Raw genomic sequence first — 24,860 nt, forward strand, 5'->3', positions numbered from 1 at the left:
CGGGTCATTTCAGGACCGTTGCGCTTAACTGAACACCTATCCGAACATCGCCTGCGCCGTCACCCAGCGCGTCATGGGAACCCGCTTCAACGTGCCCACGGCCTCCTCCAGCTCGATCATCCGGATCCGTTCACCCTGGAGTGCGACAACCTTTCCGAACTGCCCCTCATGACAGGCCCGCGCGGCGCGCACCCCGTAGCGGGTGGCCAGGACCCGGTCGAACGCGGTGGGGGTGCCGCCACGCTGGATGTGCCCGAGCACCGTGGTGCGCACATCATGACCCAGGCGTCCATGGATCTGATCGGCGATCTGCTGGCCGATGCCGGTGAAGGTCTGATGCCCGAACTGGTCCACCTCACCCTCGCGCAGCTCCATGGTCCCCTCCTTGGGCATCGCACCCTCCGCGACGACGATGATGCCGTACTTCTCCCCCATCTGGAAACGACGTTCCATCGCCTTGCAGATCTCCGCGATGTCGAAGGGAACCTCGGGGATGACGGTGTAGTGGGCGCCGCCGGCCATTCCGGCGTGCAGGGCGATCCAGCCGACGTGCCGGCCCATCACCTCGACGATCATCACACGGTTGTGGGACTCCGCGGTGGTGTGCAACCGGTCCACCGCATCCGTGGCAACCGCCACCGCGGTATCGAAACCAAAGGTGAAGTCGGTTCCGTTGACGTCATTGTCAATGGTCTTGGGAACCCCTACCACCGGGATTCCATTGTCCGCCAACCACTGGGCACCCTTGAGCGTTCCCTCTCCGCCGATCGGAATCAGGGCATCGATCCCGGCGTCGGCGAGGTTCTCCTTGACCTTGTTGATCCCCGCCTTGAACTTGTCGGGATGCAGACGCCCGGTGCCCAGGATGGTACCGCCGCGGAGAAGAATCCGATCGATGTTCTCATCGTCATAGAGCTGCACCCGCCGGTCAGCCAGGAGTCCCTCCCATCCGTCCTGGTAGCCCACGACTGTGGAACCGAATTCAGTGCTGGCGGTTCGGACGATTCCGCGAATGACTGCATTGAGCCCCGGGCAGTCGCCGCCTGACGTGAGAGTGGCAATACGCATGGGTCCCATACTAAACCCTGTCCCCGTTCCCCGCGTGTCCATCGGCAGGAGCCGGGGCGGGCGCGCGAGATCCGCCGCCGACGATGGCGGTGTGTGGCCGGATTCACTGCCGGCACGCAGGACTTTTGCACCGGAACATTCCGGGTCCGATCGGGCATGTGGCGTTGTGCACATTCCCGCAGGGACTTCGCGCTAGACTCGGCTGCTGTGAATATGAAGCTCAAGAGCGCAGACAGGGTAAGCACCGCCACCGTGGTGTCGGCGGGACTCATTGGCGGATGGTTGACCGCCCGCGAATCGGGGATCCGCCCGCTGGGAACGATCCCGCTCGTCGCGGCGGGTGCGCTGGCCGCACGCAGCTGGAACGCCCGAAGGGGCCCGGTCACCGCAGCGGCCCTCACCGCGACCTATGTCGCCGCGTTCGGGCTGTCCCATCCCCTGGCGAAGAAGATCGGCGCCTGGCCCGCGGTACTCGGCGCCACCGCGGGTGCGGCCACGGCCGCCTGGTTGCTCTCCGATTCCCGCTAGGCCCGCGAGGCGGCCCGTTCCTCCGCCTCGTTCTCTTCGTTGAAGTCGCGCTTGGAGGCCTGCCACTGGTCCTCCGTCATCCCCAGGCGCCAGTAGCCCGAGATGGATACATCGGACCTGTCCACGGCCCCCTCGACGAAGAGGAAACGGCGGGTCTCCCTGATCATCTCCGCCACACCGTGAATGAACCATGAGGTCCGCTTCTCCGGGAAGCCACCTGCGCGCACCGCCTCGATGAGCCGCGTCCCGTGGGTCGCACCGTTGCGCGGCACCCACACCACGTCGACGGATGCCGAGCGGGGGGCGTCGAAAAGCGCGTCCTCTGAGGAGATCTCCACATAGGCGGTGGCCGTGGCACCCTGAGGAAGGGCCTCCAGTGCGGCGAAGATCGCCGGGGCGGCGGCCTCATCGCCGGCGAGGACGAAGTGTTCGTACTCGGGCGAGGGCGACCAGGCTCCGCCGGGTCCGAGAAAGACCAGGGTGTCCCCGATCTCCGCGCGCTGCGCCCAGGGCCCCGCGAGCCCCTGATCCCCGTGGGTGACAAAATCAATGTCAAAGTGACCGCTGACCGTGTCAACGTGGCGGAAGGTGTAGGTCCGGGTCACCGGGTGCTGATCCCGGGGGCGGGAGTCCCGGATCTCGGCGAGATCATAGGGCCAGGTGTAATCCGCGCCCTGCGGGATGAACAGAATCTTGACGTAGTGATCGGTGAAGGGCAGGTCCGCACCGATGATTCCGGGGCAGTCGAAGCCCAGGCGGATCAGATCCGGCGAAATCCGCATGATGGAGGTGACCTCCGCACTCTTCGGTGACATCCTCGGGCGCCGGTCGGATCGGACTTCGGGTGTGGTCATTGATGCTCCTCGTGTTCCATGGTCTTTCTCAAAGGTGAAAAGGTAAGCCTACATTAAGCAGAAAGTAGGTGGCGGAGGCAGTCGGAAGTTGGTTTCCAACCCCGTCCACGGGGGTGAACACACCTCGGGGAGGTGGAGCACTGGGGACCATGGATTAGAGGGCGGATTCAATCGGTGGTCGCAACACCAGGTTCTTGGGCCGATGGTAGCTGCTCTGTGAATACCTCGGCTGGGGTTTTCCAGTTGAGCACTTTCCTCGGCCGGTTATTTAACGTGTACGCGACCGCGGCGAGATCGTCAGCACCCCATCTCGACAGGTCGGTGCCCTTGGGGAAGTACTGTCGCAGCAGCCCATTGGTGTTTTCGTTCGTGGGCCGCTGCCAAGGCGAGTGCGGATCAGCGAAAAACACCGTGGTGCCGGTCTCGAACGCGAATCTGGCATGCTCTGCCAACTCCTTGCCTCGATCCCAGGTCAACGTCTTACGCAGTTGCTGCGGTAGATCCGTGATTGCTCGGGTGAGCGCATCAGCCATCGCGGTCGCGCCGTGGCCGGCCAAGGCCGGCCCGTTTTTCACTCGCGGCTGCTGCCCGTAGCCTGCAAGTCGTGGCAGGTGCACCAGCAGCACAGAGCGGCTCTTGCGCTCGACGAGCGTGCCGATCGCGGACTGGTGTGTGCCGATGATCAGATCCCCCTCCCAATGTCCAGGCACCGCGCGGTCCGCCGCTTCGGCGGGACGCTCGGAGATGACGACATCGTCTGTGACATGGCCTTGTGGCTTGTTCCGTGAACGCCGTCGTGGTTTCCGCAGCGCTCGACCAGTGCGTAGACACGTGACGAGCTCGCGCTTGAGTGCGCCGCGCCCCTGGATGAACAGTGACTGGTAAATCGCTTCGTGGCTGATCCGCATGGCACCATCATCAGGGAAATCAACTTTCAGCCGGTGCGAGATTTGTTCCGGGCTCCAACCCGTGACCCATTGACGGTCCTCTCGGTGTGGCTTGTTTCGTCCCTTCCAACGCGGTGCATCGGGCCCCTGAGCTACCGTCCCGTCCGGCAGACTGACGCTGCCCTCAAGGCGTTGTTGCACATAGTCACGCAGCGCGGTGTTGGTCACCAGTTTCGCTTGTTTGGGCCGCTTGGCCGCAGACTCGGCCTTCCACTGCGCAACGGAAGCCCGGTACTCCACTTCCCCGGCACGGGTCGCGGCGTTTCGCCGCAGTTCCCGGGAGACTGTCCCGGGATCGCGTCCGAGTCGTCGGGCGATCTCACGGACGCCGACATTTTGAACGTGTAACAGCGCGATCTCTTCACGCTCAGCAAAGCAGAGATAACGGCCAGCAGCTGGAGCAAGATCTAGTGGAGGCATACCTCCAGCATGGCGAAACCACCGCGTACCCACCGGTGCTGACACACCAACAGCAACCGCGGCATCCTCGCTCGTAAGCCCATCAGCGATCTGTACCCAGAATGCCCGCTCGACCTCACGTCGCGGGGGCGGGCGCCCCGGAGAGCGCATCGGTTGTCGCACCGCTCGATCCGCATCCGCCTGACGACGTAGCATCACACACCTCCATGTCATCGAGGTGTTGCGACGACCAGTTGAATCCGCCGAGTTAGCAGAAGTCTGAATGGTGCCCCGGCACCGTCCGGCGACAACTGAATACAGCACTCTCGGTGCCCTGACGGGCATAACAGAGAATCCGGTGCGATGCCGGAGCGGTCCCGCCACTGTATCAGGGAGCGGATTTCACGTGAGGTCACTGGCTACTAGCTGGGAAGACTGAAATCCCGCGATGAACTGGAGCCAGGAGAACTACCGAGATGTGTTCGCGCCACCCCACGGAGCATGGGGCCTGGGCGCACGGATCCGCCAGGACACGTCGACCCTCCCGGGCCCGTGTCCCCTCCGCCGTGCCTCCCGGATCCTCTTCTCCGCGATGGTGATGCGCTGTCCGTGTGATCATCCCCGATCGGGGGCGGTCATCGAAGTTTCCGGTGCCTCGGAGCGCCGGATCGGCAAGAAAGCGATCACGAAATGAAGATCATCCGTTTTACGGCGGGGCTGGTGGCCAGCGCTCTGCTACTCGCAGGCTGCGGCGCGGTCGAGGACAGCGGGGCAGGCCCGGGCTCCAAGCATCTCGACCTGGTCACCGTGTACCCGGCCAACAGCACCGACGCGCATGTCAACCACACCAGCTTCATCCTGAATTCGGGCACCACGGAGACATTGGTGGGACTCGACCCCGAGACCAATGAACTCTACGGCTGGCTCGCCACCGACTGGTCCTCCGAGGACAGCATCCACTGGACCTTCGCCATCCGCGAGGGCGTCAGCTTCCATGATGGAACCCCCATGGACGCCGAGGCGGTTCGAACGAGTCTGCAGCACAGCATCGACGTCAATCCCGGCATGGCAGCGGCCCTGAAGATCGCCGAGATGCAGGCGGAGGGGCACACACTGAAGATCACCACCTCGGAGCCCTACGCCTCGCTTCCATCCCAGTTGGTGCACTACAACACAGTGATCACCAATGTCGCCGCCTCCACCGAGTATCCGATCGGCACCGGCGCCTTCAGGTTCACCTCCTTCAACACCACGGGTGCGGCGGAGCTGGAACGCTTCGAGGACTACTGGGATGGAAAGGCGAAGCTGGACTCGGTGACGATGACCGCGAATGAGGACGCCAACACCCGGCTGCTCTCCCTCCAGTCGGGACAGGCCGATGTCATCTACCGGCCGTCCCTGGAGAGCCTCGATGCGCTGGAGAAAGATTCGGACTTCACCGTCGACGCAGTTCCCGGCGCCAGGGTGTACCACCTGATCTACAACTACCGCGGTGCCAATTCAGATCTGTTCAACAACATCGAGTTCCGCCGCGGCATCAACGCCCTCGTCGACCGCGAGGCCATCGCAGGGACGATTCTGCACGGAAATGCGGCGGTGACGGACAACCCGATGCCCGGTGGTTCGCCGCTCTCGCCGCCGCTGGAGGACATCAGTTTCAGCACCGACAAGGCCCTGGAGCACTTCAGGAAGGCCGGACTCGATGTCACCGACGGCCGGGTCACCCGCAACGGGGCGCCGGTCACCCTGAAGGTGGGCACCTATGTCGCCCGTCCCGAGCTGCCCCAGATAGCGCAGGCGGTCCAGGCCAATGCCGCGAAGCTCGGAATTGAAATGACCATTGACACCGCGGACAACATCGACGAGTACCTGCTCGCCGGCGACTGGGACCTCGCCACCTACTCCCTCGCCACCCTGACCCGCGGTGACGGCTCCTATTTCGTCAACGGAGCCTTCCTCCCGGATGGTGCCCAGAACTTCGGTGGCCTCGACGATCCGACCCTGATCTCGATGATCGACACCTTCAACGCGACCGTGGACACGCAGTCCCGCGCCGGGCAGATCCGCGACATCGCGGTCTACGTCCGCGATCAGTCCTACAACTCCTACATCGTCTCGCCCTTCGAGACCTCCGCCTACAAGAAGACCGTCAGCGGATGGATCACGCCGAGCAACGAGTTCGAGTTCCAGATGATCACCAGGGACCTGGACATTGAACAATAACCTGTCCTGGTTCATCCGCCGCCTCGCGGAGTTCGTGGTCACCCTGTGGCTGATCTCGATCGCGGCCTTTCTCATCGTCGCCCTGGCCCCGGGTGACGCCGCGCTCTCTCTGCTCCGCGTCGACGACGTGGCAATGAGCCGAACCGAGATCGAGGCCTTCCGCAATGACATGGGCTTCAACGACCCACTCCACGTCCGATACTGGGACTATCTGACCGGCCTGCTCCACGGGGATCTCGGAACCTCCGCCATGACCGGGGAGCCCGTGCTCCAGGAACTGCTCAAGGCCCTGCCCGCCACGTTCATCCTCGCGGGTCTGTCCCTGCTGTTCACCGCCGTGCTCGTCCTCGGCCTGGGTTTCCTGGCCGCGCGCTACCGCGGCGGCTGGGTCGACCGTGTGGTCATGGGGCTGTGCTATTTCGGGGCCTCCATTCCGACGTTCTGGCTGGGGCTGGTCCTGATCAGTCTCCTCGCGGTGCGGATCAAGGTCCTCCCCGCCTCCGGCTGGCACGGGGGAACGGGCCTGATACTGCCCGTCCTCTGCCTAGGCGTCGCCATCGCGCCGCCCTTCATCAAGATCTTCCGCAATCGCTTCGTCGAGGTCAGCCAGGAGGACTTCGTCCGGGCGGTGCGTTCACGCGGTGTGCGGGAATCCGAGATCGTGCGCAGGCACATCATCCGCGGCTCGCTGATCTCTGTGGTCACCATGCTCGCGGTGAGCCTGGGCAGCCTGCTCTCCGGTTCGGTGGTCGTGGAGGTGGTCTTCGGGCTGCCCGGAATGGGCAAACTAGCCGTCGAGGCGGTCACCCGCCGCGACTACGCCGTCGTACAGGGCTTCGTCCTTCTGGTCGGAGTCGCCATCCTGATTGTCATGCTGCTGGTGGACGGCCTCAATCGCCTCATCGACCCCTCCATCCGTCTCAAGGAGCGTGAGCGACAGTGACATTTAATATCAGGAAACTACCGGTGGCGGAGGCCCTCGCGGTGGCAGTCGCCGTGGTCGTGCTCACAGGCCCCTGGCTCGCACCGCATGATCCGCTCGCCGTGGATCTCACCAACGCCCTGGCGCCTCCGAGCGCCGACCACTGGGCCGGCACCGATCAGCTGGGACGAGATGTGATGTCCAGGGTGCTCACCGGTGGCCAGACCACGGTGGGAATCTCACTGGCGGCACTGTTCCTCTCCGCCCTGGTCGGCATACCGATCGGGCTCTACAGCGGACTGATCGGAAAACGCACCGACTGGACCCTGATGCGCTTTTCGGACACCTTCATGGCCTTTCCGGAATATGTGGTCGCCATCGTGGTCACCGGCCTCCTCGGCCCCGGATTCTTCAACCTGCTGCTGGCCATCGTGGTGGTCAAATGGGTCGGCTACGCCCGACTCGCACGCAGTGTGGTCATCCAGGAGAAGAGCAAGGACTACCTGATGGCTGCACGAATCAGCGGAGCGGGCAACACCAGGATCATTGTCAAGCACATGTTCCCCCACGCTGTCGGCCCGATGCTGGCGCTGGCGGCACTGGATCTCGGGAAGGTGGTGCTACTGGTTGCCTCACTGTCCTTCCTCGGACTGGGTGTGCCGCAGCCCTCTCCGGAATGGGGCTCAATGCTGTCGGAGGGAAGGACCTACTTCTCCCAGACCTCGATGCTCATGCTGGCCCCGGGCCTGGCGATCTTCATCGTCGTGCTCATCGCAAACATCGTCGGTGACCGCCTGACCGAGAAATTCTCGGGAGCCGGCGGCTCCGAGGAGACGGGGGAGGAATCCAAGGAAAAGGAGGCGTTGAATGCGGCGCTTGCACGTTGAAGGACTGCGCGTTTCCACCAATGGTGGAAAGGGCCTCGTCCACGGCATCGATCTTCACGTCGACGAGGGGGAATGGCTCTCCATCGTCGGGGAGTCCGGCAGCGGGAAGTCGATGACGGCATTCGCCATCGCCGATCTCCTGCCCCGCGGAGTCCGGAGGGAGGCCGGGGCCATCACGCTGAACGGAGAGGACATCCTGCACCGCTCACCTGCCGAGCTACGAAAACTGCGTGGGAGTGCCATCTCCTATGTCTTCCAGGACTACCAGGGGGCGTTCACGCCCTTTATCAGGCTGGGCACCCAGATGGCTGAGGCAATCCGCGCCCACCGCCGGGTGGGCGCCCGGGAAAGCACCTCGATGATCCACGGGGCTCTGGAGGAGGTCGGTCTCGACGGCGGTGTCTTCGCCGAGCGGTACCCCTTTCAACTCAGTGGCGGACAGCTCCAGCGTGCGTCGCTGGCCACCGCCATGCTGCTCAGCCCGCAGCTGCTGATCGCCGATGAACCCACAACGGCCCTGGACGCCGTCACGCAGGCGGCGGTTCTGGATCTGATCAACTCGCTGCGGGAACGCCACGGCTGTTCCGTCCTGTTCATCACCCACGATCTGCGCTGCGTCATCCGCCACGCGGACCGCGTCGCCGTGATGCGCTCGGGGGATGTCATCGAAACCGGGGAGACCTCCGGGGTCGTGGCACATCCGGAGCGCTCCTACACCAGGGATCTCTTCGCGGCCGTCCCGCGGATCGACATCCGCCAGAAGCGGCTGCCCGTTCACAATCAGAAGGTGGTTTCATGACAACGGACAGCATTCTCTCCTGTGAGGGGATAACCAAGACCTTCCGCGATGGAAACCGTGCCGTGGACGGTGTCTCGCTGTCGGTGCGACGCGGAGAATGCCTGGGTCTGGTAGGGGAGTCGGGAAGCGGAAAATCCACCCTCTCCCGGTGTCTTCTGGGTTTGGAGCAGATGGACGCCGGAAGTATTGATTTCGGCGGCCTGGAGTTGACCTCCCTGAGCCGACGGCGGCGTCGAAAAGCCCAGCGCGAGATGCAGATGGTCTTCCAGAACCCGAGCTCCTCCTTCAACTCCCGGCTCCGGATTCGCGATTCCCTGCTCGAACCCCTGCACTGCTACCCCGAGCGCGCCGCGGAGATCATCGATCGTCGCGGCGGCACGCTGACGGACTACGCCGCGGAACTGATGGGAATAGTTGACCTGGATGCGGCCCTCCTGGGCCGCTACCCCGCCGATCTGTCCGGTGGGCAGAAGCAGCGGGTCGCGATCGCCCGTGCCCTGAGCACCGAACCGTCCCTGATCATCCTCGATGAACCGACGGCCAGCCTCGACGTGTCCGTGCAGGCCACGGTTCTCAACCTGCTCAAGGACCTGCAGGATTCAAAGCGGGTGTCCTATCTGTTCATCTCCCACGACCTGGCGGCGGTGTACTTCATGGCCGACCGGATGACCGTGATGCGAGACGGCCACCTGCTGGAAACCTTTGATTCGGCACAACTTCAGGAGGTGGATCGCGATCCCTACACCAAACAGCTTGTTAGCCTCTTCAGCATCTGAGGTCGACCCCGGGGCCGATCGGCGACAATCTCCGCTCTTCCTTCGGCTTACACCCCCGGTCCAACTTCTCCTGCTCACCCAGATGATGTTCAACATCGGCTTCTACCTGGTGGTTCCCTTCCTTGCGGTGTACATGACCCAGTCACTTGCCGCCGGCGGGGCGATGATCGGACTCGTCCTGGGTCTGCGCACCTTCAGCCAGCAGGGTCTGTTCTTCCTCGGCGGTGGCTTGACGGACCGCTTCGGGGTCAAACCCGTGCTGCTCGTCGGCATCGCGATCAGGGTGATCGGTTTCATCGTCACCGGGCTCTCCCGCTCCACGGTCGACCTGATGATCGGGGTCATCCTGATCGGTGTCGCGGCCGCGCTGTTCTCCCCCGCCGCCGAGGCCGCCCTCGCAGATTCGGGACGGGAGGCCGAGGAGAGCGGACGCGCGACCCGGGCGGAGATCTTCGCCCTCGATTCGATGTTCTCCCGGGCGGGCGCGCTGATCGGCCCGATTCTCGGCGCCGTGCTCATGAGTGTTGATTTCGCCCTCACCTGCTGGGTGGCCGCAGCGATCTTCACCGGACTGTTCCTCTCCCACCTGCTGGTGATTCCCGCGGTCCGGATCGAGTCGAGTACCCCAGTTCTCACGGGCTGGGCCACGGTGCTGCGCAACAGGGCGTTCCTGGTTTTCGCCGTGGCGTATTCGACCTATCTCGTGGCCTATAACCAGCAGTATCTGTCCCTGCCGGTCGAACTGACCAGAGCGGTGGGCCACCAGGACGCACTGGGGTGGATGTTCGTCTATTCCAGCGTGCTCATCCTGTGCCTGCAGATGCCGGTGACGGCGACCTTCCAGTTCATGGCGACATCCAGGGTGCTGGGGATCGGATTCGGCGTCACCGCCGCCGGGTTCCTCGTGCTCGCGGTGTCGGCACCGCTGAATCCGCTCCCTGGCATCTGGGCGTACGCCCCCGCGATCGGCATGCTCACGCTGCTCCACCTCGGCCAGATGATCGCCATCCCGGTGGCCAGGGATCTGGTGGGCGTGTTCGCCGGGGAGCGGAACCTGGGAGCGTACTTCGGTTTCCTGAACAGCTTCGGCGGCCTCGCCGTGCTCCTGAGTTCGTTGCTGCTGGGCATGCTTATCGACGCCGCTGACACCGCACAACCCGCCGCCGCCCTGCCCTGGGGGCTGCTCGCGGGGATGAGCGCCGCCTCCGCGGTGGCGCTCATGGTCATCGCCAGGCGGATCCGGGCCTAGCTAGGACCGACCGGCCTCGAAGGCGGCGCCGACGCGGTAGAGGCGGTCGTCCTGGAAGGCCGGGGCCATGATCTGCAGGCCGACCGGCAGGCCGGTGTCGTCGGCGAGCCCTGCCGGCAGGGACATTCCGGCGAGGCCCGCCAGGTTCAGCGGCAGGGTGCACAGATCGAAGTTGTACATCTCGAGGGGATCGGTGACCTTCTCCCCCAGCTTGAATGCCGTGGTCGGGGTCGTCGGGGACACCAGCACGTCCACCTTGTCGTAGGCGGCCGCGAAATCCTGCGCGATGAGGGTGCGCACACGCTGCGCCTGCAGATAGTAGGCGTCGTAGTAGCCGACGGAGAGTGCATAGGTTCCGAGGATGATGCGACGCTTGACCTCGGGGCCGAAGCCCTCGGCGCGTGTCAGCGCCATGACCTCGTCCGCGGAGTGCGTGCCGTCATCACCGGTGCGCAGGCCGTAGCGCATGCCGTCGAAACGCGCGAGGTTGGAGGAGACCTCGCAGGGCAGGATCAGGTAGTAGGCGCCGAGTGCGTCATCGAAGTGCGGGCAATCCACATCGACGATCTCCGCACCCTGTGACTGCAGCTGGTCCACCGCCCGGTGGAAATTCTCGAGCACGCCCGGCTGGTAGCCCTCACGGTCGAACTGCCTGACCACACCGACGCGCACCCCGCTGAGGTCACCGTTTGCACCCTCGCGGGCGGCGGCGACCACGGGTGCGACGGCGCGGTCGACGCTGGTGGCGTCGAAAGCGTCATGCCCGGCGATCACCTCGTGCAGCAGGGCGGTATCAAGGACCGTGCGTGCGGTCGGTCCGCCCTGGTCGAGGGAGGAGGCGCAGGCGATCAGGCCGTAGCGTGAGACGGTGCCGTAGGTCGGCTTCACCCCGACGGTGCTGGTCAGCGCCGCGGGCTGGCGGATCGACCCGCCGGTGTCCGTGCCGATGGCCAGCGGAGCCTCGCCGGCGGCGAGGGCTGCGGAGGATCCACCACCCGAGCCACCCGCGGTGCGCTCAAGGTCCCAGGGGTTGTGGGTCGGTCCGTAGGCGGAGTTCTCCGTGGAGGATCCCATGGCGAACTCGTCCATGTTGGTCTTACCCAGGATCGGGATGCCCGCCTCGCGGATCCGGCGGGTCACCGTGGCGTCGTAGGGGCTCATGTAGCCCTCGAGGATCTTCGAGGCCGCCGTCGTGGGCGCGTCGGTGGTGGTGAACACATCCTTGAGTGCCAGTGGCACACCGGCGAGTGCGGAGGCGGGTGCCCCGCCGGCGTCGAGAAGCTTGTCGACGCCGTCCGCGGCAGCAAGTGCCGCGTCCGCGCCCACGTGCAGGAAGGCGTGGATGTCACCGTCAACGGCGTCGATGCGGTCGAGGTGGGCCTGTGTGACCTCCCGGGACGTGACCTCCCGGGAATGGATCAGCGAAGCCAGCTCAGCGGCGGACTTCGTGGTCAGCTCGTTATCCGAGCCTGCAACAAGGAAGCTGTTGCCCATGACTATTCACCCTCTCCCAGGATCTGCGGGACCATGAAGCGGCCGTCCTGGACCGCGGGAGCCTGGTCCAGTGCCTGTTCGGCGGTGAGGGTTTTTTTCACCACATCCGCACGCATGGTGGTGGCGATGCTGTGCGGGTGGCTCATCGGTTCAACACCCCCGGCGTCAACATTCTGCACCGCGGACACGTATCCGACAATGTCATCGATCTGTCCGGCGAACTGCTTCAGCTCTTCTTCACTGAGGGCCAGCCGGGCCAATTTTGCAAGGTGAGCGACCTCGTCGCGCGAAATCTCAGGCACTTGGTTTGTCGATCCTCTTCGCTAGTCACAAATGATGTGGTCTTGATCTGCTGGCTAATCTTACTGCACCCACCCGGCACCGGGTTGCCCGGGCGGGGTAGTCTCGAGGTGTTCCGATCCGCAAAAAGAAAAGGGAGCATTCGACATGTCTTTCCTGATCCGTGTCCTCCTGTCCGACACTCCCGGAAGCCTGGCCACGCTTGCTGAGGCCCTGGGGATGGTGGAGGCCAATATCCAGTCGGTCGACGTGGTCGAGCGCTTCCCGAACGGGACCGTGATGGATGATCTGGTGGTGACGCTGCCCAAGCACATCATGGCCGACACCCTGATCACGGCGGCCGAGGAGGTCGGCGGCGTCGAGGTGGATTCGATCAGGCCCTTCTCCGGCACGGTCGACCGGCGTGGCCAGATCGAGATGCTGGCCGCCGTGGCCGGCAACAAGCACGACACCGCCAAGGCGATGCAGAACCTGGTCGATGTCATTCCCCGCACCATGACCTCCGGATGGGCCCTCGTGCTCGATATCAGTGGACCGGTGACCAGAATCGCGGCCTCACAGGCCGCCCCCAGCGACGACGGATCGGTCCCCGATTTCCTCGAGCTCGCCGGCGCCCGCATGCTCAACCCGGAGTTCGAGGACTGGGTACCGGAGAGCTGGTCACTGCTGGACTCCGCACTGGCCATCGCCCCGATCGGCAGGCACGGCCTCGCCCTGGTCATCGGCCGTCCCGGTGGACCGGAGTTCCTGGCCAGCGAGGTCCACCACCTCGGCGATCTCGGCGCCATAGTCGGAGCGATACTGTCCTGATCCTTACCGCGAACCGACGAGGTGGGGATTGGCCGGTGACGGGATCAGGCGGCGGGCGGAAGATTACCCGCCCCGTTTTCCAGCAGCTCATCAAAACCCTTCTCATCGAGGATGCGCAGTCCGAGTTCGCGTGCCCGGGCCTCCTTGGACCCCGCGTTCTCCCCCACGACAACGAAGTCGGTCTTCTTCGACACCGATCCGGATGCCCTGCCGCCACGGGAGATGATCGCCTCCTTCGCCGAATCACGGGTGTAGCCCTCGAGTGATCCCGTAACCACGATCGTCAGACCCTCCAGGGTCTGCTTCACCTGATCGGCCGCCGACTCCTCCATGACCACACCGGAGGCGGCCCAGGAATCGACGATGTCACGGTGCCAGGGTTCCTCGAACCAATCCTTGAAGGACTGCGCGATGATCGGGCCGACCCCGTCGGTCTCCGCGAGGTCCTCGACCGGCGCCGAGATCAGAGCGGGAAGGGAGTGGTATCTCCCCGCCAGCGCACGCGCGGCCGTGGGGCCGACGTGCCTGATCGACAAGGCGACGATCACGCGCCAGAGATCCGTGTTCCTGGACTGCTCCAGGTTCCTGATCAGCTTCTTGCCCGAGGCGTTCACCGTGCCCTTCTGGGTGGTGTATACCTGGGATCTGAGCAGATCATCCTCTGTGAGGTTGAACAGCGCCCCCTCATCACGGAGAATGCCGCTTCGAATGAGATCCTGGGCGCCCTTCTCACCGAGTGCCTCGATGTCGAAGGCGCCGCGCCCGGCGAGATAGGTAAGCCGCGCCGACAGCTGCCCCGGGCAGCTGCGCGCATTGGGGCAGCGCCAGTCCGCGTCATCCTCCTTCGCCGGGGCGAGTTTCGCCCCGCAGTCGGGGCAGCGCTCCGGGAAGACGAACTCCCTCTCGCTACCATCGCGCATCTCCACAACGGGGCCGAGCACCTCGGGGATGACCTCCCCGGCCTTGCGGATGACCACGGTGTCACCGATGAGGACTCCCTTGCGTTTGACCTCGGAGGGATTGTGCAGCGTGGCCATGGAAACGGTCGAACCGGCGACGAACACGGGTTCCATCACCGCATACGGGGTGACCCTCCCGGTGCGCCCGACACCGACGCGGATGTCGAGCAGCTTCGTGGTCACTTCCTCCGGCGGGTACTTGTAGGCGATGGCCCACCGTGGCGCCCTGCTGGTGGACCCGTAGGCCCGCTGTTCAGCGATGTCATCGACCTTGATCACCAGTCCGTCCATTTCGTGGATGGCGTCATGGCGGTGCCCCGCCCAGTAGTTGACGCGCGCAACGACCTCATCGCTCGACTCCACCGCCTGAGTGTACGGCGAGGTCGGGAGTCCCCAGGCGGACATCGCCAGGTAGGCCTCGTGCTGGGTCGCCGGACTGAATCCCTCGGTGTACCCGATGCCGTGGCAGATCATCCTAAGTCGGCGCTTCTTCACATCCTCGGTGTTCTTCTGGCGCAACGAGCCCGCGGCCGCGTTGCGGGGATTGGCGAAGGGCTTGCCGCCGTCGGCTATCCGCTGGGCGTTGACCTCCGCGAAATCCCCGATGGGGATGAAGACCTCTCCACGGACCTCGAGAACCGCGGGAAGAGGATGGTCCACCGCCGCCTTCAGCTGGTGGGGAATGTCCCCGATCACCATCGCGTTGGCGGTGATATCCTCACCCACCCGGCCATCACCGCGGGTGGCGGCACGGGCGAGTCGGCCATGGCGGTAGACCAGATCAATGGAGAGTCCGTCGATCTTCAACTCGGTGAGGTAGCGGGGTGACGGTGTCTTGGCCAGCCAGTCGCGCAACTCCTGCTCGTCGAAGACATTGTCCAGGCTGAGCATACGCTGGAGATGCTCGACGTTGCCGAAGGTGGACTGCTGGGCAACCGGGGCCCCGACCTCTTTGGTCGGGCTGTCCGGCACCGCGAGCTCGGGGTGCTCCTCCTCGAGCCGCTGCAGGCGGGAGAAGAGCGCATCAAAGTCGGAATCCGGCAGCGACGGCTGACCGTTGTAGTAGAGATCACGGTGGTAACGGACCTGTTCGGCCAGTTCATTCCAGGTGCGGCGCAGTTGGGCGAAGTTCTCGGGAGGATTCTCGGTCACGGCTACCGATTCTAGATCTTCGGGTGGACACCGGGGGCACCCGACGTCCGGCTCTGCGTCTAGTGTTGGATGACATGAATACGCCAGCTCCCGTCCCCGCCCGACTCGACCTCGCCAATATGCTGTCCTTCGACCTGGAAACCACTACGGCAGACCCCTTCGAGGCACGCATCGTCACCTCGGCGATGGTGAGCATCGGCGCCTCCGGCGCCGAACCGGTGGAGCTGCTCGCCGATCCCGGAATCGAGATCCCCGAGGGCGCCACTTCCGTCCACGGCATCACCACCGAGTATGCGCGGGAGCATGGTCAACCCCATGATCAGGTGCTGGCGGAGACACTGAGAAGGATTCGGGAGGGGTGGGCGAAGGGGCAGGCTCTGATCGTCTACAACGCGCCCTATGATCTGACCGTCCTGCGCTCCCTCTCCGGGGATTTCACCGTCGACGGACTGGTCTACGATCCCTTCACCATCGATAGGATCAGGGACCCCTACCGCAAGGGGAAACGAACCCTGGGTGATCTCTGCCGGCATTACGAGGTGCAGCTGGGCAACGCCCACGAAGCAACCTCCGATGCACTGGCGGCGGCGCGGATCGCGTGGAAACAGGTGCGGGTCTGGCCCGATCTCGCCACCATCAGCGGTGAGGAGCTCATGGAGCTGCAGGCCGTGGGCTACTACGAGAAACAGGTGGACTTCCGCAAGTATCTCCGTGGTAGGGGCAGGGATGATTCGACGGTGAACACCTCATGGCCAGTGCAGTCGAGGTAGCGGACACAATGGAAAAAAACTATCCTTCGATACCCCTGCCGGAGAGGCAGGCGTGGCCGGCACTGGTTTCGCTGTGTATCGGGTTTTTCATGATCCTGTTGGATCAGACCATCGTCGCGGTGTCCACCCCTGCTCTCCAGGCGGACATGGGGGCCTCCTACAACGAGGTCATCTGGGTCACCTCGATCTACCTGCTGGCGTTCGCGGTTCCGCTGCTGATCACCGGCCGGCTCGGAGACAAGTACGGGCCGAAGAATGTCTATGCCGTGGGCATGGCACTGTTCACCCTGAGTTCCCTGGCCTGTGGTTTCGCACCGGGTATGGCCACACTGATCATCGCCCGCGGCTTCCAGGGGCTCGGCGCCGCGCTGCTGACGCCGCAGACAATGGCCACTATCAACCGGATGTTCGCGGTCGAGCGCCGCGGAGCCGCGCTGGGGGTCTGGGGAACAACGGCGGGACTCGCCACCCTCACCGGGCCGATCCTCGGCGGCGTGATCACCCAGACCTGGGGATGGCAGTGGGTGTTCTTCATCAACGTGCCCATCGGGGTCGCCTGTATCCTGGCCGTGCTGAAATACGTCCCCGACTTCCCTCCCCTGACGCGCCCCCTCGACCCACTGTCGGTGATCCTGTCGATCCTCGCGGTCTTTTCCATCGTCTTCGCCCTCCAGGAGGGCGAGGGTGCCGGATGGGCGCTGTGGATCTGGTTGCTGATGGCCGCGGGGCTGGGCTTCTTCGCCTGGTTCATTCATCAACAGGGCCGCGCCGATTCCAGGGGAAACGACCCTCTGGTGCCCCTTGAGATGTTCCGCATCAGGAATTTCTCGCTGGGCAATATCAGCATCCTCGCCATGGGGTTCACCGTCGCCGGTACACCGCTGCCCATCATGCTGTACTTCCAGCAGGTCCATGGCCTGGAACCGATGCAGGCCGGAATGATGATGATCCCGCAGGCGCTGACCTCGGCGCTGTTGTCACCGTGGGTGGGCAAACTGGTGGATCGCTCACATCCCGGGCACCTGGCGGCGTTCGGGTTCGCGGCGATGGTGGTGTCCATCATCGGGCTCTCCACGGTCATGATCCTGGATGCCTCAATGTGGTGGGCGTTGCTGCCGATGTTTGGCCTGGGCATCGGCAACAGCTTCGTGTGGGCACCGAACTCCCAGTCGACGATGCGGATGCTGCCACTGAAGTTCATGGGTGCCGGTTCCGGGGTGTTCAACACGACGCGACAGATCGGGTCGGTCCTGGGCGCCGCCGCGATCGGTGCGGTACTCCAGTTCCGGATTGCCAGCGGTTCCGGTGGCGCCGCCTTCGGACAGGCCATTCTTCTCGCCGCGGTGGTGCTGTTGATCGGAGTGATCGCCTCCCTGCTGGCCAGACGCGTCTCCTAGATGTGGTCCCGCTCCAGCATTTCCGCCACGCACCGCGCCATCCGATACGCCATGGCCGCATCCACCAGGGTTCCCCCGCCGATGCCCGTGCGCGGGTGAATATCAACACCGGTCCCCAGCAGTTGGGGATCCACACCCACCCGGGTGAACAGGCGCTCCACCTGCACCACCAGCGCGTGCGGCCGCTCCAGACGCTGGTCGACCTGCACCCCGGGGCGGGTGATTCCCAGCCCGATGCGGGTCCCTCCGGAGATCGTCTCACCAAAACCGTCGAGCTGCCGGTGCCCGTCGATCCGGTCCATGGTGACCTGGACGGTACGGGCACCGGACTGGCGCGCAATCTCCCACCGGGGCGCGGAACCACACAGGTTTAAGTAGGTGTCCTCAACATCGATCGTCGCGAAGACCTCATTGAGCCTTTCTGCGACGTCGGGGGCCGGCACCGCTGGTATCCGGTCGAAGTCGCTGGTGCCCGACAGGGCACCGGTGACGACCGTGGGAAGCTCGGGTTCGTCGAGCTGGATGCTGACGGGGGCGTCGAAACGCCTGCCCAGGTCCGCGACATGGGCGCGGATCCCGTGGATCAGCGCCTCCGTGAGATCACGCATCGCACCACGGTCGGTGAGCACCAGATGGCCGTTGGACATTTCAATCCTCGAGCCCAGGGTCCACGGTCCGACGACCTGGGCCTTGATTCTCCGGGCACCGCCCCAGACCTCCTCGCAGGTGTCCAGATCCAGTGCCAGGAGGTCGCCGGTACGGTGGCTGAACCGGCCGGGACGGGGGCTGATTCGCCATGACCGGGGTCCGCGATCGACGTTGATGGAGTCCAGGAGCCCGATGGTGCGCCCCACCATGTCGGCGCCCAGTCCACGGTCCGGCAGCTGCGGCACATGCGGGAACTCCCCTGTTTCACCCTGGATCACATCGGCGGCACCTGCGATAGAGGTCCCGGGCAGTTCGCCAAGGCCGTAGGCCACCACCGTCAGGACTCCGTACCGCAGATGGTGCCGGAACCCAGAACGATATCGCCCCCGGGATCCGGGAGATACAGCACAGCAGCCTGACCGCGGGCCACACCGGTCAGTGCCTCGTTCAGCCTGAGCACCATGTAATCTGCGCTCCGGTCGATGCTGGCATGGCAGGAGACGACACCGCCATGGGCGCGCACCTGGACCTCGCAGTCGATCTCGCCGTCCATGGCCGGATGGAGGAACTTCAGCCTGTCTGCGTGAATGGTGCCCACCTTGAGATTCTCCCGCGATCCGACGGTCACCGTTCCTGTGGCGGCATCGATGTCGGTGACGTATCTGGGCCGTCCATCGGCGGCTGGGGTCTTGATATCAAGTCCCTTGCGCTGACCGATGGTGAACTCGTGGACTCCGGCGTGCTCCCTGAGCGCGGTACCCTCCTGGTCCACGATCATCCCGGGGCGAAGACCGATGTGCCTGCCCAGGAATGCCTGGGTGTTGCCGTCGGGGATGAAGCAAATGTCATAGGAATCGGGCTTCTTGGCCACCGAGAAGCCCGCGGCGGCCGCCTCCCCGCGGATCTCCGGCTTGACGGTGTCCCCGACCGGGAACATGCAGTGCTCAATCTCGTGCGCACCGAGAACACCGAGGACATAGGACTGGTCCTTGTTCGGATCCACCCCACGGCGAAGATAGCCGTCGCCGCCGACGGTGTGCTGGGTCAGGCGGGCGTAGTGGCCGGTGACCACGGCATCGAAGCCCAACGCGATTCCCCGCTCGAGCAGGGCCGCGAACTTGATCTTCTCATTGCACCGCAGGCACGGGTTCGGGGTCTCCCCGATGGCGTAGGAATCGATGAAATCATCGATGACATCCTCCTTGAAACGATCGGAGAAGTCCCACACGTAGAACGGTATGCCGAGCTTGTCGCAGACGCGGCGGGCGTCGGCGGAATCCTCCAGGGAGCAGCAGCCCCGAGATGATTCCCTCACCGTCTGCGGATCCCTGGACAGGGCGAGATGCACACCGATCACCTCGTGTCCGGCGGCGACCGCCCGGGCCGCCGCCACCGCGGAATCGACTCCGCCACTCATTGCTGCCAGAACCCGCATGTTCTCCCCTCGCGTGAAAATGTTGTGTCCACCACTGCGACCCTTCTAAAGTCTCAACACGATAGCGTATCCCTGTGTTCCCGCAAAGCCCTAAACCATCCACCGCATCCGCATTTTAAGGAAACCCACACCAGTGTCCTCCAGGCAGTCCTCCTCCCCCGTCGCCGGCACCTACCCCGGCGAGAAATGCGTGATCACGCTCGAGGAGGACAGCTTCCACCCCGGCGGCTGGCTGATCAGCGTCGATGGTGTCCCCAGTTCCCATATCGTCGTCGGCGAACCCCGGATCCTCGAGTTCGAGTACATGCGCTGGATCGCGGTGGGCACCAGAGCCTTCGCCGATGATCTCCTCGACACCGAAAAGCTGCGCATCACCCATCTCGGTGGTGGGGCCTGCACCATGGCGCGCTTCTTCGCCGATGTCTACCCCACCTCGCGCAACACCGTGGTTGAACTCGACGGCGAGCTGGCACGACTTGCCAGGGAGTGGTTCGACATACCCAGGTCACCACGGGTGAAGATCCGCGTCGACGATGCCCGCACCGTCGCGGAATCCTTCGTCCCCGCCAGTCGCGACATCATCATCCGTGATGCCTTCGCCGGTGCGGAGACACCGCACGACCTCACCACGGTGGAGTTCTTCGAGCACTGCCACCGCGGCCTGGTACCCGGCGGTCTCTACGTGGCCAACTGTGGCGACCATTCGGACCTGCGGGGTGCGAAGGCCGAGCTCGCCGGCATGCTCGAGGTCTTCGCGCACGCCGCGGTGATCGCGGATCCACCGATGCTCAAGGGACGCCGCTACGGAAACATCATTCTCTTTGCCTCCGACGCCGAGCTTTTCGACGCCCGAACCGGTGACATCACACGGGAGCTGCTGTCCGGCGCGGTGCCCGCACAGCACAGGGACGATGCCTGGGTCAGACGATTCATTTCGGGGGCCCGTCCCCGCCGTGATGCCTAGGCGTCACGGCGTCGCGCGCACCAGGCGTTCATTCTGTTCCGCAGGGTCTGTCCCCAGAGACCCGTCGGCATCTGCTCCGCGAAGGGGCCGACCGCCCGGGTGACAATCGGTTGGTTCATCGGCCCCACCCACCTCACCTCCCCGCAGCCGTTGAGTTCCGAGACGAATCTCTTATCGGATTTCATGTTGTGGTGGTGCTGGCACAGGCACACCAGGTTCCACATCGCGGTCGGCCCGCCCGCGGCCCATGCCACCACGTGATCCAATTGGCAACGGTCGGCGGGAACCCGGCATCCGGGGAAGCGGCAGTGACCGTCGCGTGCCATCACCGCGGCTCGCATCTTCTCGCTCGGTCGGTACCGGGGTTCAACCGCTTTTTCCATTCCATCCAGGTCCACCACCTTCTTCAGTCTGGCCACCAGCTCCGCGGCGAGCAGGGGCGCCAGATGGCCGACTCCGGGCATCCATGAGGTCCCGTGCGTTCTGGGCGTATAGATGTACTGCGTGACCTGCACCGGGGCCTTCTGATCGAGGAAGGAGCGCAGCGCCTGCGTCAGGGTCAGCTTCCCCCTCGCAACTGTCCTGAGGGTATCGGCAAGTCGCCTGCCATCCACGGCCGCGAGCCGTCCCCGGATGCGCGTCACCCCGTCGCGGGTGTCAAACTCCAGGTATTCTCCATCCCGTTCGCTCCGTGGCCTCCTCGCCGCGAAGGAGGGATCGAGTTCCTTGATCCATTTGGTGATCAACTCCGCAAGGTCACTGGCCTGGATCATCTCCTCCCCGGCCACCCTGGGGGTCAACCGATCGACGATCCGCCCTTCCAGGATCGTCCAGATCGACCTGTCCCCCTGGGAAACGGCCTTCATGATACGGGAGAGATAGGTGATGGTGACGTGGAACTTGGTCTCGACCAGCTCTTTCAACCTCGGCATGTGTGCCACCAGATGCATGGCCTGAATCGCCCGGGTGATCTCCTGCCTTGACTGACCCGTCACCCGCAGCAGTTCACCGACCAGGGAATCCGCGTCGTGCTCGTCATTGTCGAGCAGATACCGCCACTGGTGGTAGATGGATTTGTTGATGTCAACATTGACGAATGACTGCGCATTGGTGGGATCCTGATGGGAAAAGTAGACCTGTACGGACAAGGTGGCCGCCCCCTCGACATGTGTTCCAGCTATTGTCATCACACACGCTACGCACCGCGGTAGATATCCCACCACGTCAGATCAAACACCTGTTCGATTATGGAATCGGCCCCCACCTGCTACCCAGTCCAGAAATCCACTCGAACAGAGTTTAGAATGCCAGCCCTGCCAGGCGGGCCCTGGCCACCACGTCGGCGATGACGGCCAGAACGGCGTCCACATCCGCGGCGGTGGTGGTGTGTCCTAGGGTGAAGCGGATCGCACCACGGGCATCCGCCTCACTGACCCCCATCGCCAGGAGGACATGGCTTGCCCTGTTGACGCCGTTGGAACATGCCGACCCCGTGGAGGCCTCGATACCGAGGGAATCAAAGAGCATGATCAGGCTGTCGCCCTCCGCCCCGGGAAAGGACAGGTGGACGTGGCCGGGCAGTGAAGGTTCGGTGGTGTGCACCACGACGTCGTCGACAAGCTCCACAATCCCACGGCGGAGTCGGTCCCTGAGGCCTCTCACCCTCGCGGCCCTCGCCTCCATCTCCGCCACCGCCTCGGCCAGTGCGGCCGCGGTGGCCGCGGCACCGGCGACATCGACTGTCCCCGGGCGGATTCCACGCTCCTGCCCACCACCGTGCAGCACGGCCGAGGGCGCCGGCGTGCGTCGGGCCAGCAGCAGCCCCACCCCCCTGGGGCCACCGAACTTGTGTGCGGAGGCCGCCAACGTGGTCACACCGAGCTCATCAAAGCGCACCGGCAGATGCCCCACCACCTGCACCGCGTCGACATGCGTCGGGGTGGGGCCGGCGGCACGGACAAACTCCGCGATGGGCTGGATCGCACCGGTCTCATTGTTCGCCCACATCATGGTGGCCAGTGCGGCGGGGGCGGCGAGCAGGTCGAAGGATGACACGCGACCGTCGGCACCGACCGGAAGCATCTCCAGTTCCGCACCGGGCAGTGCCTTCAGCGTCTCCAGGACCCCGGGATGCTCGATCGGGGTTGATACCACCCGCGTTGAGGTCGATCCCGCATAGAGCCCCTGGACCGCCAGGTTATCGGCCTCGGTCCCGGAGGCGGTGAAGATCACCTCGATGGCCTCGCATCCGAGCAGCGAGGCGATCTGCTCACGCGAAGAATCGAGCGCACTCCTCGCGCGACGCCCGGAGCCGTACTGGCTCGCGGGATTTCGCGCACCCGCGTGCTCCAGCCATGCCGAAACAGCCACCTGCCGCATCGGCGTGGTGGCTGCATGGTCGAGATAGGAGGAGTTCATGTGAACCTATTTACGCTTGTTGATCTCCTCGATCAACTGGGGCACGATCTCGAAGAGGTCACCCACGACACCCAGATCGGCGATCTGGAAGATAGGGGCGTCCTCATCATTGTTGATGACGATGATCTTCCTCGCGGTCTGCATGCCGGAGGTGTGCTGGATCGCTCCCGATACGCCGAGCCCGATGTAGACATCCGGGGAGACGGTCACTCCGGTCTGACCGATCTGGTAGGCACCGTCGTAGTACTCCAGATCAACTGCGTCACGGGTGGCACCTACGGCGCCTCCGAGGGCGTCGGCGAGCGGCTCCAGAACCTCACCGAAGTTCTCCGCACTTCCCACACCGCGACCCCCTGCGATGACCACCTTGGCGGCCGGCAGTTCGGGGCGATCGCCCCTGGTGGAGGGGCTGAAGCGGTTGACGGTGACATCCTTCGCGGTGGCGACGGGAATGTCGAGGGTTGCCAGACGTGCGGTGGAGGCGACCTCGACGCCCTCCACCGCTCCCGCACGCAGGGTGTAGATCGGGGCGGCACCACCGACCGCGGCGGAGACCTCGATGGTGTCACCGAAGATGGAGTGCACGGCGGTGCGGTCCGCGTTGATGCCGACGACGTCGATGAGCACGCCGGAGGCGAGCCGGGCCGCGAGCCGACCCGCGATCTCATTTCCCGAGGCGTTGGCGCTGATGATGATGGGTGCCGGGCTCTGCGCGGCGAGAATGTGCAGGGCATCCACAGCCGGCAGGATCAGCCGGTTGTACACACCGGTGACCTCGACGGCGACAACATCGTCGGCCCCGATGGCACCGAGATCGGCCGCGACCGCGGTGGCGGTATCGGGTTCGCCGACGACCACCGCGGTGACCTCGCCGAACACCCGCGCGGCGGTGATCAGTTCCACCGTGACGGGATCCACGCGGCCCTCGATCTGCTCCACCAGTACATATGCGTTTGTCATAGTCCCTTACTCCTCTAGATCAGGTTCTCGGCAGCGAGGAAGTCAGCGATCTTCTCCGCCGCTCCATTGGCGGCGATGATCTCACCCTGGGTGCGCGTCGGTCGTTGGCTGGCCGCGGTCACGGCGGTCGATGCGTGCGCGAGTCCAACCTGTTCGGCGGATACCCCCACATCGGCCAGGGACAGGTGCCGGATCTGCGCCTTCTTCGCCGCCATCATCCCCTTGAAATTGGGGAAACGGGGCTTGTCCGCCTTGTCCGTGATCGAGATGATCGCCGGCAACGGCGCCTGGAGTTCGTAGATACCATAGTGGTCGATTCGCTGCCCGAGGATGTCCCTGCCCTCGATGTTCACCGAGGACAGGTTGGTCAGTGCGGGAAGCCCGCGGTACTCGGAGAGGATTCCCGGCAGTGCGCCGGTGGCGCCGTCCGAGGACGCGGCACCGGCAACCACGATCTCGACCTCCCCCACCGCGTTGATTGCGTTGTTGAGCGCCCAGGCCGTTCCCAGGAGATCGGATCCCGCCAGAGCCTCATCGGTGAGCAGGACAGCCTCATCGACGCCCATCGCCAGGGCCTTGCGCAGCGCCTCCTCGGAGGAGGTGGGGCCCGCGCTCAGGGCGACGACGCGGTAGCCGGGATTGGCCTCCTTCAGTCGGAGCGCCTGCTCGACCGCAAACTCATTAATCTCATCGAGCACCTCGTCGACGCCCACCCGATCCAGGGTGAAATCAGCTTCGAGGGTCCGTCTGGACCAGGTGTCGGGAACACTTTTCACCAGCACCACGATTGTGGACATCCACACTCACCTTTCTCACAACATTTCTCACAACATTGACGTTGATTTCCATGATACGCGGGATTCCCGGTGGGCTCTTCCTGCGAAAACCACATAGACCATGC

The 24,860-nt window shown here is 64.6% G+C and carries 23 protein-coding genes and 1 riboswitch; of the genes, 11 read left to right on the plus strand and 12 right to left on the minus strand.

What is annotated here, in order from left to right:
- Positions 1-36 precede the first annotated feature (36 nt).
- A complete protein-coding gene (locus B7E02_RS09295) occupies positions 37-1,068 on the minus strand; it encodes a 6-phosphofructokinase (RefSeq protein WP_080796876.1) in 1,032 nt (343 codons plus the stop codon).
- Positions 1,069-1,281: 213 nt separating this feature from the next.
- Here B7E02_RS09295 and B7E02_RS09300 point away from each other — a divergent pair, with 213 nt between their 5' ends.
- A complete protein-coding gene (locus B7E02_RS09300) occupies positions 1,282-1,596 on the plus strand; it encodes a hypothetical protein (RefSeq protein ID WP_179129746.1) in 315 nt (104 codons plus the stop codon).
- Here the strand turns inward: B7E02_RS09300 and B7E02_RS09305 are convergent.
- Positions 1,593-2,450: a siderophore-interacting protein gene (locus B7E02_RS09305; RefSeq protein WP_080795303.1), complete on the minus strand. Its 858-nt coding sequence runs from the start codon at positions 2,448-2,450 to the stop codon at positions 1,593-1,595. The two genes, B7E02_RS09300 and B7E02_RS09305, sit on opposite strands and share 4 nt — an antisense overlap.
- Positions 2,451-2,617: 167 nt before the next feature.
- Positions 2,618-4,012 (minus strand): IS30 family transposase, encoded by a 1,395-nt coding sequence (locus tag B7E02_RS09310; RefSeq protein WP_218672372.1) that lies wholly within the window; start codon positions 4,010-4,012, stop codon positions 2,618-2,620.
- 95 nt (positions 4,013-4,107) lie between these two features.
- Positions 4,108-4,286, plus strand: a riboswitch (cobalamin riboswitch).
- A 200-nt stretch (positions 4,287-4,486) separates the two neighbouring features.
- Here B7E02_RS09310 and B7E02_RS09315 point away from each other — a divergent pair.
- From B7E02_RS09315 to B7E02_RS09340, 6 genes are read left to right on the plus strand one after another with little or no spacing between them, the layout of a single operon-like run.
- Complete coding sequence (locus B7E02_RS09315; protein ID WP_080795306.1) at positions 4,487-6,019, plus strand: ABC transporter substrate-binding protein; 1,533 nt, start codon at positions 4,487-4,489, stop codon at positions 6,017-6,019.
- The gene (locus B7E02_RS09320) at positions 6,009-6,962 is read left to right on the plus strand and encodes an ABC transporter permease (protein ID WP_080795308.1); all 954 of its coding nucleotides are present in this window, start codon (positions 6,009-6,011) and stop codon (positions 6,960-6,962) included. The genes B7E02_RS09315 and B7E02_RS09320 overlap by 11 nt, the downstream gene beginning before the upstream one ends.
- A complete protein-coding gene (gene nikC, locus B7E02_RS09325) occupies positions 6,959-7,828 on the plus strand; it encodes a nickel transporter permease (RefSeq protein WP_080795310.1) in 870 nt (289 codons plus the stop codon). Before B7E02_RS09320 ends, nikC begins: the two co-directional genes overlap by 4 nt.
- Positions 7,809-8,627: an ABC transporter ATP-binding protein gene (locus tag B7E02_RS09330; protein WP_080795313.1), complete on the plus strand. Its 819-nt coding sequence runs from the start codon at positions 7,809-7,811 to the stop codon at positions 8,625-8,627. The genes nikC and B7E02_RS09330 overlap by 20 nt, the downstream gene beginning before the upstream one ends.
- On the plus strand, positions 8,624-9,403 hold the full coding sequence (locus tag B7E02_RS09335; protein WP_080795315.1) for an ABC transporter ATP-binding protein: 780 nt from the start codon (positions 8,624-8,626) through the stop codon (positions 9,401-9,403). Before B7E02_RS09330 ends, B7E02_RS09335 begins: the two co-directional genes overlap by 4 nt.
- On the plus strand, positions 9,381-10,652 hold the full coding sequence (locus tag B7E02_RS09340) for an MFS transporter (RefSeq protein WP_342743709.1): 1,272 nt from the start codon (positions 9,381-9,383) through the stop codon (positions 10,650-10,652). Before B7E02_RS09335 ends, B7E02_RS09340 begins: the two co-directional genes overlap by 23 nt.
- Here B7E02_RS09340 and gatA read toward each other — a convergent pair whose 3' ends face one another.
- Together gatA and gatC are read right to left on the minus strand one after the other, a co-directional pair.
- Positions 10,653-12,146 (minus strand): Asp-tRNA(Asn)/Glu-tRNA(Gln) amidotransferase subunit GatA, encoded by a 1,494-nt coding sequence (gene gatA / locus B7E02_RS09345; protein ID WP_080795319.1) that lies wholly within the window; start codon positions 12,144-12,146, stop codon positions 10,653-10,655.
- Positions 12,147-12,148: 2 nt separating this feature from the next.
- Positions 12,149-12,448: an Asp-tRNA(Asn)/Glu-tRNA(Gln) amidotransferase subunit GatC gene (gene gatC, locus B7E02_RS09350; protein ID WP_080795322.1), complete on the minus strand. Its 300-nt coding sequence runs from the start codon at positions 12,446-12,448 to the stop codon at positions 12,149-12,151.
- Positions 12,449-12,593: 145 nt separating this feature from the next.
- On the opposite strand from gatC, the gene B7E02_RS09355 reads away from it, so the two are divergent.
- Positions 12,594-13,256, plus strand: a complete 663-nt coding sequence (locus B7E02_RS09355; RefSeq protein ID WP_080795324.1) for an ACT domain-containing protein — start codon at positions 12,594-12,596, stop codon at positions 13,254-13,256.
- A 44-nt stretch (positions 13,257-13,300) separates the two neighbouring features.
- Here B7E02_RS09355 and ligA read toward each other — a convergent pair whose 3' ends face one another.
- Positions 13,301-15,367, minus strand: coding sequence for an NAD-dependent DNA ligase LigA (gene ligA / locus B7E02_RS09360; protein WP_080795327.1), 2,067 nt, complete (start codon positions 15,365-15,367; stop codon positions 13,301-13,303).
- A gap of 74 nt (positions 15,368-15,441) precedes the next feature.
- On the opposite strand from ligA, the gene B7E02_RS09365 reads away from it, so the two are divergent.
- A complete protein-coding gene (locus B7E02_RS09365; RefSeq protein WP_080795331.1) occupies positions 15,442-16,137 on the plus strand; it encodes a 3'-5' exonuclease in 696 nt (231 codons plus the stop codon).
- The gene (locus B7E02_RS09370) at positions 16,116-17,534 is read left to right on the plus strand and encodes a DHA2 family efflux MFS transporter permease subunit (RefSeq protein ID WP_080795333.1); all 1,419 of its coding nucleotides are present in this window, start codon (positions 16,116-16,118) and stop codon (positions 17,532-17,534) included. Before B7E02_RS09365 ends, B7E02_RS09370 begins: the two co-directional genes overlap by 22 nt.
- Here the strand turns inward: B7E02_RS09370 and B7E02_RS09375 are convergent.
- A complete protein-coding gene (locus tag B7E02_RS09375; RefSeq protein WP_245802241.1) occupies positions 17,531-18,514 on the minus strand; it encodes a uroporphyrinogen decarboxylase/cobalamine-independent methonine synthase family protein in 984 nt (327 codons plus the stop codon). The two genes, B7E02_RS09370 and B7E02_RS09375, sit on opposite strands and share 4 nt — an antisense overlap.
- Before the next feature lie 5 nt (positions 18,515-18,519).
- Positions 18,520-19,617: a tRNA 2-thiouridine(34) synthase MnmA gene (gene mnmA, locus B7E02_RS09380; protein ID WP_080795338.1), complete on the minus strand. Its 1,098-nt coding sequence runs from the start codon at positions 19,615-19,617 to the stop codon at positions 18,520-18,522.
- A 133-nt stretch (positions 19,618-19,750) separates the two neighbouring features.
- Here mnmA and B7E02_RS09385 point away from each other — a divergent pair, with 133 nt between their 5' ends.
- On the plus strand, positions 19,751-20,581 hold the full coding sequence (locus B7E02_RS09385; RefSeq protein ID WP_425429793.1) for a spermidine synthase: 831 nt from the start codon (positions 19,751-19,753) through the stop codon (positions 20,579-20,581).
- Here the strand turns inward: B7E02_RS09385 and B7E02_RS09390 are convergent.
- From B7E02_RS09390 to B7E02_RS09405, 4 genes are all read right to left on the minus strand, one after another.
- Positions 20,578-21,768: an HNH endonuclease signature motif containing protein gene (locus B7E02_RS09390; RefSeq protein ID WP_143336724.1), complete on the minus strand. Its 1,191-nt coding sequence runs from the start codon at positions 21,766-21,768 to the stop codon at positions 20,578-20,580. The two genes, B7E02_RS09385 and B7E02_RS09390, sit on opposite strands and share 4 nt — an antisense overlap.
- A 112-nt stretch (positions 21,769-21,880) precedes the next feature.
- Entirely contained in the window at positions 21,881-22,999 is a 1,119-nt protein-coding gene (locus tag B7E02_RS09395) for a cysteine desulfurase family protein (RefSeq protein WP_080795346.1), read from the minus strand.
- A 6-nt stretch (positions 23,000-23,005) separates the two neighbouring features.
- Entirely contained in the window at positions 23,006-23,959 is a 954-nt protein-coding gene (locus B7E02_RS09400; RefSeq protein ID WP_080795349.1) for an electron transfer flavoprotein subunit alpha/FixB family protein, read from the minus strand.
- A 14-nt stretch (positions 23,960-23,973) separates the two neighbouring features.
- The gene (locus B7E02_RS09405) at positions 23,974-24,756 is read right to left on the minus strand and encodes an electron transfer flavoprotein subunit beta/FixA family protein (RefSeq protein ID WP_080795353.1); all 783 of its coding nucleotides are present in this window, start codon (positions 24,754-24,756) and stop codon (positions 23,974-23,976) included.
- Positions 24,757-24,860 lie beyond the last annotated feature (104 nt).

Origin of the sequence: Corynebacterium pacaense (assembly GCF_900169525.1) — a bacterium.
Taxonomy (GTDB): domain Bacteria; phylum Actinomycetota; class Actinomycetes; order Mycobacteriales; family Mycobacteriaceae; genus Corynebacterium; species Corynebacterium pacaense.